Below are 10855 nucleotides of genomic sequence, written 5' to 3'. Positions count from 1 at the left end.
GTTATTGTATTTACGCCGATGTCTGGCGTAATGGTGCCACCTGCTTTGGTCACCAGAAATCCGACATGCCGACAGAAAAACCCGCCGTACTCAATTTCAACGATGAAGTCACCGGAATGATTTACGGCTTCGTTTTTCGTCCAAACCGCCCTGCCGAACGTGTTTCTTCACAACAGGTTCAGGAAGCCTGGCAGCAGATTTGCCACGACAAAGGATTCGTCTGGATCCACGTCAATCTCAATCATGCCATGTCAGAAAAATGGCTGAAAAAGCATTTTGGCGTCGGTGAGGTGTTTTTCGAGGAAATCCGCGAAGGCTCGCGCAGCACGCGCATTGAACGGCTCGATGACACGCTGCTGGCGGTGCTCAACGATGTGATTTTTCGCCCGGATGAAACCAGTGATGAAGCTTCGACGCTGTGGCTCAGTTGCCATCAGCAACTGGTGGTCACGGCACGCCATAAACCGGTCAGGCTGATCGAGCAATTATTCAAACGACTGGAGCACCTGAACATCAGCACGCCCACCGCGCTGCTGGTGCATCTTTTAGAAGAACAGGAAGATTTACTGGAACACATTGTGCGTCGGGCCAATCAGTACGTGGACACCATCGAAGAGCGACTCCTGAGCCATCACGTGAAAAAGAACCGCGCCGATCTGGGGCGTCTGCGCCGGATGCTGCTGCGGTTTCAGCGTTTACTGGCACCGGAACCGACTGCGCTTTTCCGCCTGCTGAACCGCCCTCCTACCTGGATAGCTCCCGCTGTGGTCCAGGATTTACGGCAGTTTGCCGAGGAATTTTCTGTGGTGCTCAATGACCTTATCGCGCTGACCGAACGCATCCGGTTATTGCAGGAAGAAATCACTTCACGCCAGATGGAGCAAAGCAACCGCACGCTGTATGTACTGACCGTGATCACCGTGCTGGCGCTGCCGATCAATATTGTGGCCGGTTTCTTTGGCATGAACGTCGGGGGCATTCCGCTTGCCAGCAATCATCACGGTTTTATTTTGCTGGTGATGATTGTCGGCGTGTTTACCCTGCTGGCGGGCTGGTATGCATTAAGGCATCGCGACGACGGCTGATGGCCGCGAACCGCACAACAACTACAGGAAATCTTTGGCTTTATTCAGCAGCGAGGCTTTGGTGATCACCCCCAGCAGACGGCGGGATTCAGCGTTTTCCAGCACCGGTAAACGTTCAAGCGGCGAATTGCTGAACATCGCCCACGCCTGTTCGTAACTGGCCTGCTGGAAAATCGTCGTGAATTCCTGCTCGATAAACGGGCCAATCGGGCTGCCGGATTTCACGCTGCCATCGATAAGCCCTGCTGCCACCACATTGGTCGGCACTACGCCGAGAAAACGCTCCTCCCTGTCCACCACGTACACATATCGCGTGCGCTGTTTCAGCCCTTCGCTGACCACTTCAGACAGCGAGGCATCAACATACATTTTCGAACATGGCGAAATCAGTGACGCCACCGTACTGTATTCAAAGGCATTTTTCGCCGCAAACCGCGCGTTATGACGTGTCAGCACCGGATACGTGCCACCGACTTTCAGGCGTGAGGCCACGACATAAGAAATCGCCGTCGCCAGCATCAGCGGGAACAGCAGCGAACTGTTGAGGGTCATTTCAAACGCCATCATGATCGACATCAGCGGCGCATGACTGGTCGCCGCCAGCAATGCGCTCATGCCGATCGCGGCATATAAACCGACCGGACCGGGATCGAACCCCAGCCATTGCAGGAAAGTACACACCAGCGCCCCGCCTGCCGCACCAATCAGTAACGACGGCGTAAACAACCCGCCGACCGCACCGGACCCGATGGTGATCGCTGTGGCGACAATTTTCAGGATCAGCAGCACCAGTAACGACGTCTGCAAATCGCCGTTATTGAGGATTAAATCAATCACCTCAAAACCGTTACCCAGCACCAGCGGCGACATCATCGCGATCAACCCGACGCCCAGCCCGCCGAGCCCCAGGCGCAGCGCGGGATGCGAGATGGGTTTCATCCACTGACGGACTTTATCGATTGATGAGATGAATAGCGGCCCGAGAATCCCCGTCGCCATGCCGATAATCAGCACGGTGAAAATCGCGCCGAAAGACGGGCTGAAAGAGGCGGAAGAATACAGATACAGTGGCGCGTAATCGGTCAGAGAACGGACAGTAAGCACCGCGACCGACGCCGAGATAAACAACGGGATCAGTCGCTGAACTGCGGTCACACCAAAGGCGATTTCCGCCACAAACAGCGCGCCGGCAAACGGGGCGTGATACACCGCCGCCAGTCCGCCCGCGGCGGCCATGGCGATAATATCTGACTGATGTACACCTTTGAAACGCGAAAAATGCCCGAGCAGACTGCCGCTCAGCGCGGATAACTGCACCATTGCCCCTTCGCGACCGATTGAACCACCGCTGGCAATACTGGCTAGCGACGACAGCCCGCGCAGCACGGTACTGACCACCGGAATGCCCGGCAGACGCTGATCGATAACATCCAGATAATCAGGCATTTTGCCGTGCTTGTTTTCGTAGCGCAGCGCCAGGATCAGGATAAAACCGGCAATGACGCCGCCGGCTGTGGTGATCAGCGGCCAGACAATTTTGGGATATTCATTGAAAGCTTTGGTGATGTCGCTGCCATCGGTGAACATCAGGCCGTTAATGCCCGAAATCGCCCCGCGAAAAGCGATTGTCACCAGCGCGGCAATAATCCCGGCGGGAATGGCGATCAGCAGGTTAATCAGATCACTCTTTTGCAGGACGTCAGGGTTGAAAGCTTTCAGGCTCATAAGATCTCAGTGGTCGAAAACAGTGACAGGCAGAATACCGATGGAAATCATTATCATGCTCATCAGCCCGACGCAACCCGGGGCGTGGCTTAAAATCGAAAATTGTTGTCCCCCGCCTGTTCCGCCGCCACGCTGATAAAGTGCGGTCACTACGCCGCCAATGCAGCGTAAACATTCTGCGCGCTTTGCCGCACTTATGCCGTCCCCTCTGTCGGACGATGCAAATTCTCTGGAAAACATCCTGCAAAATCCTAAACAACCGCTTTCGCTAAATGCATGAAGCATTAAAGTCACGTTCGTTCCCGGGAGAACAATCCCTATACAACGGCAAAAGACTCTGTTAATTTATGCACCGAAGCACAGTGCAACAAGGCTTCGGTGCCCCACCTTAAAAATCAGGATGGGTTCATCTCATGAACGATATGCTCAGGATAAGCAGTTTCCGCGATCAATGGCTGGAAGACTTTTTCCACTTCGCCACTCCCCATCGCAAAATACCCTGGACGCTGGCAACTGCTCTGGAAAGGAAGCTGGATATGATCAATGCCGCAATGGATTATCGCGATTTACTCTGGCCCCCGGGCAATCGCTATGAAGATCTGGCCCCCCCGTTAAAGGGATTTTCATCGATCAGGGTGAATGAGCAGTACCGTCTGATTTTTTACTGGCGGGAAGGAAAAGCACATGGCCTGTATTTAGATCCCCACGGTTACAGGAGTTACCGGTAATTATGAGCATATTCGCTTTGATGTTAATGAAGACATACCAGAAGGAACAACATCGTATGGCTGTGACCACACGTAAACCCGCTACCGTTGGTGATATTTTACTTTACGAATTTCTCGAGCCTGCAGGCCTGCGGATCAACGATCTCGCCGACATGCTGAATGTTCACCGCAATACCATCAGCGCGCTGGTGAATAACAACCGCAAACTGACCGTTGATATTGCCTTCCGGCTGGCAAAGACATTTGAGACCTCTGTCGAGTTTTGGTTAAACCTGCAAACCAATGTCGATATTTGGGAAGTGCGCAATAACCCGCGCCTGATGGATGACATTAACAAAGTCGCCCATCTGAAAGATTTTATGAAAAAGTCATGAAAACTCCGCAGCAGACAAGCCTCAATGGCGCGTTCAGGAACCTGCTGACAGGAGCGACCCCGAGACCTGTGGCCCGGGGTCATGACTTGAGAATAAGGGACGATGAAACCCCTCTTATTCCTTACTCACCGTATCCAGATACAACTGGCTCCCCGCCACATTCTGGCTCGCACCTTTCACGTTATCGCGGATGGCCACCAGCAACTTGCTTTGCAACGCCACCACAAAGGGTGAGTTTTTCTGCAATTCACGCTGCAAATCTGCATACAGCGCCTTGCGTTTGGTCGGGTCAGATTCCGCCGCCGCTGCGCGGGTTTGTTTGCTGATTTCCGGGATCACCCACTGAATACGCTGTGCCAGTGTTTTCGGCCCGTTCGGCACGTTATAGGCAAAGGTACTGGCGTTGGTGTTCGGGTCGAGGTAATCCGCACCCCAGTAAGTGAAGATCGACTGGAATTTATGCGCGCGCATGCGGGTCAGCACATCGCTTTCCACCAACGGATGCACCACTAAATTGATATCGGCTTTGGCAAAGCTGGCCTGCAACGCCTGCGCGATATCGGAATAAGGTGGCTGGTTAATCACGATTAAATCGATTTTAGTCCCCGGTGCAATGCCGCCTTTGATGAGAATGGCTTTGGCTTTCGCGACGTCGTATTTGAACGGCTGATCGTCAATGGCACCGGCTAAACCGTCCGGCAGGAAAGTCTGATGAATGCCGTACTGGCCTTTGAGCAGATCGGTTGAAATACCCTGGTAATCTACCAGCCAGCGGGCAGCCTCCCAGAGTGCGGGATTCGCCAGCGCCGGTTGGGTGGTATCGCCGACGTTAAACGCCAGATAGAACACTTTCGCCGCCGGGAACTGGGCGACATGTACACCCTTTTCTTTTTGCAGCGAGCTGAACTGATCCGCGCCTAAATCGTATGCCACGTCAGCATCACCATTAAGTACCAGCAGACGGCGGGTAGAAGGATCACCGACATTTTTAAAGAGGACGTTTTCCAGCTTCGCCAGCGGTTTGGCATTCGGGTTACGTTTGAAGATTAGCGCTTCGTGAGGCACATAGTTACGCACTTCAAAGGCACCGCTGCCTGCTGAACGTGAACGCAGCCAGCTGTTGCCGAAATCGTTCTGATCGACATGTTCTTTCAACAGCTTGCTGTCAACAATGCCTGCCACCGGCGCGGATAAAATGCTCAGCACCAGACCACTGCCGATATCCGCAGGCCAGCTCAGTTGCACTTTATCGTCCGACAGTTTTTTCAGATTGCCGTCGACATTTTCTGGTGTCCAGCCCAGTTCGCCGAGAATAAACGACGGGCTTTTATTGAGTTTGACCACGCGACTAAAGGAATAAATCACGTCGTCAGCGGTCAGCGGATTGCCGCTGGCAAACTTCTGCCCCGGCTTAAGGGTGAAAATCAGGCTGTGCGCGTCAGGCCCTGGCTGCCAGCTGGCGGCGGCGTCCGGGTCGAGTTGATCGGGATGCTGACGGTTTGAAACCACCAGCTGCTGATACAGGTTAACCAGATTGCCGGAACTGACGGTTTCAAAACTCTCCGCCGGATCCAGGCTGATAATACCTTCGAGCGAACCGGCTACCACCAGCGTATCCGCAGGTGTCGCCGCATCCACACGGGTTGCCGCCATCATGAGCAGAAATAACAGGGAAGGAACACGTACTTTCATTGAGGTCGTTCTCCACAGGTGAAAAGACAGTTTTTCCGAGTGTAGAGGTGCAGCGGCAAGGCCCGAACAATGAAATAAAGCTTTGTTATTTAATAAATTAGATTAAGCATTTTCCAGCTCCCTCCCCCGCGAAGGGGAAGGACTACGTCAAGACGTAACCCTTCGCCATATGCACCGCACGATCACACATATGGTCAATCACATCCGCATCGTGGCTGACCAGAATCATGGTCAGGTCGCTGCTGGCTTTCAGGTCGTTGAGTAAATTGAGAATTTCCGCCTGTACAGACATATCGAGGGCAGACGTCGGTTCATCAAGCAGCAGCAGTTTCGGTTTGAGCAGGAGTGCGCGGACAATTGCCACGCGCTGACGCTGGCCACCGGAAAGCTGATGCGGATAACGGTTCATCAGCGCCGGATCCAGCCCGACCTGGCGAAAACCTTCGGCAATTTTCTGTTCAATATCCTGTTCTTTGAGGATTTTCAGCGGCTCTGCCAGCGTGCGCAGCAGCTTGTGTTTCGGGTGCAGCGAGGCATAAGGGTCCTGAAAAACCATCTGCACGTCGCGTCGCAGGCTACCGGTAAAAGGTTTACCGGGTTTCACCTGATGATCAAGCAACGTCAGGCTGCCGTCCCAGTGTCCGTTCAGGCCCGCCAGCACCCACAGCAGCGAGGATTTACCGCAACCGGACGGCCCGACCAGCCCGAAGCACTCGCCTTTGTTGATAGTCAGGTTGACGTTATGTACCACCGTGCGGGTTTCGTAACCCTGACGATGCGACACGCTCAGCTGATGCAGTTCAGCGATAATCTCACTCATGGCGCGGCTCCTGTTTTAAAGAGGCCAGCAGCGCACGATCCAGCACCGGCAGGCGTTCACCGTGGGTAAATTTGCTCGGACGGCATGACCAGAGTGTATGCGTATAAGGATGTGTAGCGTTCGCCAGCTGATCGGCTGCAAGCTCATCGAGCAGTTCGCCTTTGTACATCACCAGCACACGTTCACAATAGCGGGCGACCTGTTGCAGGTCGTGACTGATGAGGATCAGCCCCATATTTCGCTGTTCGACTAAACGCTCAATCAGCCCCAGAACCTGCTCACGCATGTCGAAATCCAGCGCGGAAGTGGGTTCGTCGGCAATCAGCCATTGCGGGTCGTTGATCAGTGCAATTGCCAGCATCACGCGCTGCCCCATCCCGCCGGAAAGTTGATGCGGATACTGCTGTTGCAGGAAAGCCGGATTCGGCAGACCGACCGCATTCAGCATCTCGGTGACCTTTTCCTGACGCTCCTTGCGGCCAAGACGGGTGTGCAAACGCAGCGGTTCTTCCACCTGTTTGCCGATTTTCTGCGTCGGATTCAGCGCATGTTTCGGATCCTGCATGACCATCGATACGCGGTTACCGCGAAGCGTGCTCCACTCACGTTCTTTGAGTGTGGTCAGATCGTTATCACCCAGCGTCAGTTGTGACGCGCGCAGCTTGCAAGGATGTGGCAGCAACCCCATCAGCGCGCGGGCAGTCAGGGATTTGCCGGATCCGGACTCGCCGACCAGCGCCACACGTTCCTGTCCGACGCTGAATGACAGGGATTTTACCAGTTCCAGCGGACGTTCACCCGGCAGGTAAATGGTCATATCTTTCGCGACCAGCTTGTCGCTATTTGATTTGTCTTTATGTAAAAAGTCAGTTGCCATGTCGTGGATCCATTTTGTCACGCAGGCCATCGCCCAGCAGATTGAAAGCCAGGCTGGCGAAAAGAATCGCCCCGCCCGGTGCAGCGGCGACCCACCACTGATCGAAAATGACTTTGCTGCCTTCGGCAACCATCGAGCCCCATTCAGCCGTCGGTGGCTGAATGCCCATGCCGAGAAAGCCCAGACCGGCAGAGGCCAGAATGATGCCGCCGAGGCTGAGCGCCGCACGCACCACGGCGCTGGGCAGGCACAGCGGCAAAATGTGGCCGAACATCAGTCGCAACCCGCCGATGCCCTGCATGCGTGCCGCCGCCAGATAATCGCTGCGGCGAAGTGCCAGTGTCTCGGCCCTCGCCTGTCGCGCAAACGGCGGCCAGCTGGTGAAAGCCAGAGCCAGTGCACCGTTCATCAGACCGGGGCCGAGAATAGCCACCAGCGCCAGCGCCATGACCAGACTGGGCAAGGACATCACAATATCGGTCAGTCGCATCACAATGCGTTCATACCAGCCGCCAATGTAACCGGCGCTGATACCGATCAGCAGGCCAACCGGAATGGTCAGTACCAGGATCAGTGACACCAGCAACAGCGTCGGGCGCGCGCCATACACCACACGCGAGAGCAAATCACGGCCAAAACCGTCGGTGCCCAGCCAGTGGGTTTCCGATGGTGGCAGCAGACGCAGTTCGATGTGTTGAATGTTCGGGTCAAACGGCGCCAGCCATGGTGCGAGCAGCGCGGTCAGTACCAGAATAGCGACCAGCACCAGCCCCACGGAAAACGTGGTGATGCGCCGGGCCGGTTTCCAGACGGAGGTTTCGGCTTCGGCCTCAACCTGCGTGGGTTGTTCAGGGATCATTTGAGTCATAGAAACTACCGGGTCCGCGGATCGAGCAGATAAGTAAGGGCGTCAGCCAGCGCATTAAGCAGCACAAAGCAGGTGCCGATCAGCAGCGTAGCGCCAAGAATTGCCGGGGTATCCGCGGCGAACAGCGCGGTGGTCAGATAACGTCCAACGCCTGGCCAGGCAAATACCGTTTCCGTCAGAACCGCCCCTTCCAGCAAACTGGCGTAGGAAAGCGTCAGCACGGTGATCAGCGTGCCGAGCACGTTTGGGAAAACGTGACACAGCAATACACGTACCCTGCCCGCGCCTTTCGAGCGCGCCAGAATCACATATTCTTTGTTCATTTCGCCGAGCATCGACGCACGCAGAAGGCGCGTAATGCCCGCCATCGATAACATCGCCAGCACCGTTACCGGCAACCATAAGTGGCTGATGGCGTTGTAGAACATTTCACGGTCGCCGGAAAGCCAGGTATCAATCAGCACAAAACCGGTGCGCGGCGTCATAGTGTACATATACAGGTCATCAAGCCGTCCCGGCCCGCCCGCCCAGTGCAGTACCGCGTAAAACAGCAAAAGGCCGAGCAGGCTCAGCCAGAAAATCGGTACAGAATAACCGAGCAGCGACACCATTCTCGCAACGTTATCCAGCCAGCTTCCCGGTTTCCACACCGCCAGCAGCGCCAGCAGAATGCCGAGTGTGCCGCCAAGCAGGATCGCACAGGTCGCCAGTTCGACCGTTGCCGGGAAGGTGCGCATCAAATCGCTGGCGACCGGCTGCGCGGTGATGCGGGAGATACCCATATCGCCGTGCGCCAGTCTTTCCAGATAACGGGTGAACTGCACCGGCACCGACTGATCGAGACCTAAATCACGACGCACCTGCGCATAGGTGGCTTCACTGGCGTGATCACCCGCCACCTGAAGTGTCGGGTCAATCGGAGCAAGATGGGAAAGCGTAAAAGTAAACGCCAGCAGGCCGAGTAACGTCAGCGCCAGCGAAATCACGCCAGTCAGCAAACGGCCTGACCAGCGCCAACCCTGCCGGACGAATCCGGCGGGTGTTGAACTGTCTGTCATTACTTAGTGACCTTGCTGTAGAAGACCATGTCAGGGTTGATGCCCTGCACGTAACCTTTGATGTCGTCGCGTACGGCAATCAGGCTTTTCGCTTGCAGGCCAATCACGAACGGTGAGTTTTTCTGTACTTCCAGTTGCAACTGACGGTAATCCGCCACGCGTTTGGCCTGATCCGGTTCCGCAATCGCGGCCAGCGTCAGTTTATTGAGCGCCGGAATGGACCAGTTCGCCCGCCATGCCAGCGTTTTGCTGCCATCTTCCGGGTTGAAAGCAAACGCCGAAGCGTTAGTGTTCGGGTCAAAGTAATCCGGTCCCCACGAAGACATATACGCATCGTAATTGTGTGATTTCACTTTGGTGGAGATCTGCGAGCTTAAACCCGGATCCAGTTTCACCGTTACGCCGCCCTGCGCGAAGCTGGCCTGCAACGCCTGGGCGATGTCCAGGTACGGCGGCTGATTGGCGGTAGACAGCGTGAAGCTGACGTTGGTCAGCCCGGCTTTTGCCAGAATCGCTTTGGCTTTCGCCGGATCATAGGTGTATGGCGTGTCATTCAGCGCGCCCAGATAACCTTCCGGCAGGAAGGCCTGATGCACCTGGAACTGATCTTTCATCAGGTCGTGCGCAATGTGGTTGTAATCGAACAGGTAACGGGCCGCTTCCCAGAACGCAGGATTACCCAACGCCGGAGAAGCTTTGGCGTTGAACTGCATGAAGTACAGCGAGGCATACGGGATCGCCAGAGGCTTAACGCCTTTTTTACCGGCGAGTGCGGCCATCTGGTCAGAACCGAGATTACGCGCCATATCGGCATCCCCCTGCTCGATCAGCAAGCGGCGTGCGGCAGGATCTGGTACGTTTTTGATCAGAATGGTTTTCAGCTTCGGCGCGCCTTCCGGCGAAGTCGGATTCGCAGACAGAATCACCACTTCATGCGGAATGTAGTTGCGGATCTGATACGGGCCGGAACCGGCAGAATGGTTGCTCAGCCACTGATGACCCAGGTCGTCAGCAGTGGCGTTAGCTTTCACCAGCTTGCTGTCAACGATAGAAGATACCGGCGCCGACAGCAGGCTCAACACGAATGACGGGCTGACATCGGCGGTCCAGCTGACTTTCACATGCTGATCATCGATTTTAGTCAGGAAGGTATCGACGTTTTTATCGGTCCAGCCCAGTTGCGTCAGAATGAACGAAGGTTCGAGATTCAGCTTCACCACACGCGATAACGAGAAAATCACATCATCGGCTGTCAGCGGATTGCCGCTGGCAAAGGTGGCTTTCGGTGACAGCGTGAAGGTCAGGCTGCGGTTATCTTTACCTGTTTCCCAGGAGGCCGCCAGCGTCGGTTTTAAATCGATCGGGTTGTTCGGGTCAGACTGCACCAGACGCTGATAAATATTATTGAAAGCCTGAACCGTGGTCAGTTCGAAGCCCTGCGCCGGATCAAAACTGGAGGTGTCATCAATGGATTGCGCGATAACCAAAGTATCCGGCGGCGTGGCAGCCTGCGCAGAGAAAGTAGCCGCAATAGCCGTAAACAGGACGGACGGTAATAAAGCTTTCATCAGGTCAGACTCTCCAAGGTAGCGAAATTGCTAAAGTTTTGTTGAGTGTAAAGTTTCTTC

At 55.2% G+C, this 10855-nt stretch carries 11 protein-coding genes; 3 read left to right on the top strand and 8 right to left on the bottom strand.

All coding sequences use genetic code 11. The annotated features are described in order from the left end of the window. The first annotated feature begins 65 nt into the window (after nt 1–65). Entirely contained in the window at nt 66–1085 is a 1020-nt protein-coding gene (locus LC431_RS10300) for a transporter (protein WP_013575750.1), read from the top strand. 21 nt (nt 1086–1106) lie between these two features. Here the strand turns inward: LC431_RS10300 and LC431_RS10295 are convergent, their stop codons facing one another. Then, nucleotides 1107–2810, bottom strand: a complete 1704-nt coding sequence (locus tag LC431_RS10295; protein WP_223509763.1) for a chloride channel protein — start codon at nt 2808–2810, stop codon at nt 1107–1109. Between the two features lie 6 nt (nt 2811–2816). Continuing rightward, nucleotides 2817–3050: a hypothetical protein gene (locus LC431_RS10290; protein WP_013575752.1), complete on the bottom strand. Its 234-nt coding sequence runs from the start codon at nt 3048–3050 to the stop codon at nt 2817–2819. Nucleotides 3051–3223: 173 nt separating this feature from the next. Between LC431_RS10290 and LC431_RS10285 the strand changes: the two genes are divergently transcribed. Together LC431_RS10285 and LC431_RS10280 are read left to right on the top strand one after the other, a co-directional pair. Next, nucleotides 3224–3538: a type II toxin-antitoxin system RelE/ParE family toxin gene (locus LC431_RS10285; protein WP_013575753.1), complete on the top strand. Its 315-nt coding sequence runs from the start codon at nt 3224–3226 to the stop codon at nt 3536–3538. A gap of 56 nt (nt 3539–3594) precedes the next feature. Continuing rightward, on the top strand, nt 3595–3912 hold the full coding sequence (locus LC431_RS10280) for a HigA family addiction module antitoxin (RefSeq protein WP_015690029.1): 318 nt from the start codon (nt 3595–3597) through the stop codon (nt 3910–3912). 114 nt (nt 3913–4026) lie between these two features. Here LC431_RS10280 and LC431_RS10275 read toward each other — a convergent pair whose 3' ends face one another. The 6 genes from LC431_RS10275 to LC431_RS10250 all read right to left on the bottom strand — a co-directional run bounded on the left by LC431_RS10275 (nt 4027) and on the right by LC431_RS10250 (nt 10795). Beyond that, nucleotides 4027–5604 (bottom strand): ABC transporter substrate-binding protein, encoded by a 1578-nt coding sequence (locus LC431_RS10275; protein WP_223509761.1) that lies wholly within the window; start codon nt 5602–5604, stop codon nt 4027–4029. A 142-nt stretch (nt 5605–5746) separates the two neighbouring features. Next, a complete protein-coding gene (locus tag LC431_RS10270; RefSeq protein ID WP_015690031.1) occupies nt 5747–6424 on the bottom strand; it encodes an ABC transporter ATP-binding protein in 678 nt (225 codons plus the stop codon). Next, entirely contained in the window at nt 6417–7241 is an 825-nt protein-coding gene (locus LC431_RS10265; RefSeq protein WP_223509804.1) for an ABC transporter ATP-binding protein, read from the bottom strand. The genes LC431_RS10270 and LC431_RS10265 overlap by 8 nt, the downstream gene beginning before the upstream one ends. Before the next feature lie 49 nt (nt 7242–7290). Continuing rightward, complete coding sequence (locus LC431_RS10260) at nt 7291–8169, bottom strand: ABC transporter permease (RefSeq protein WP_013575758.1); 879 nt, start codon at nt 8167–8169, stop codon at nt 7291–7293. A 5-nt stretch (nt 8170–8174) separates the two neighbouring features. Further along, nucleotides 8175–9227, bottom strand: a complete 1053-nt coding sequence (locus LC431_RS10255; RefSeq protein WP_013575759.1) for an ABC transporter permease — start codon at nt 9225–9227, stop codon at nt 8175–8177. Continuing rightward, nucleotides 9227–10795, bottom strand: a complete 1569-nt coding sequence (locus tag LC431_RS10250; RefSeq protein WP_223509760.1) for an ABC transporter substrate-binding protein — start codon at nt 10793–10795, stop codon at nt 9227–9229. The genes LC431_RS10255 and LC431_RS10250 overlap by 1 nt, the downstream gene beginning before the upstream one ends. Between the last annotated feature and the right edge of the window lie 60 nt (nt 10796–10855).

It is taken from the genome of Rahnella sp. GSA61A (assembly GCF_019969905.1).
Lineage (GTDB): Bacteria > Pseudomonadota > Gammaproteobacteria > Enterobacterales > Enterobacteriaceae > Rahnella > Rahnella aceris.
The sequence above is the reverse complement of the archived record's forward strand: the minus strand, read 5'-3'. Positions and strand labels throughout refer to the sequence as shown.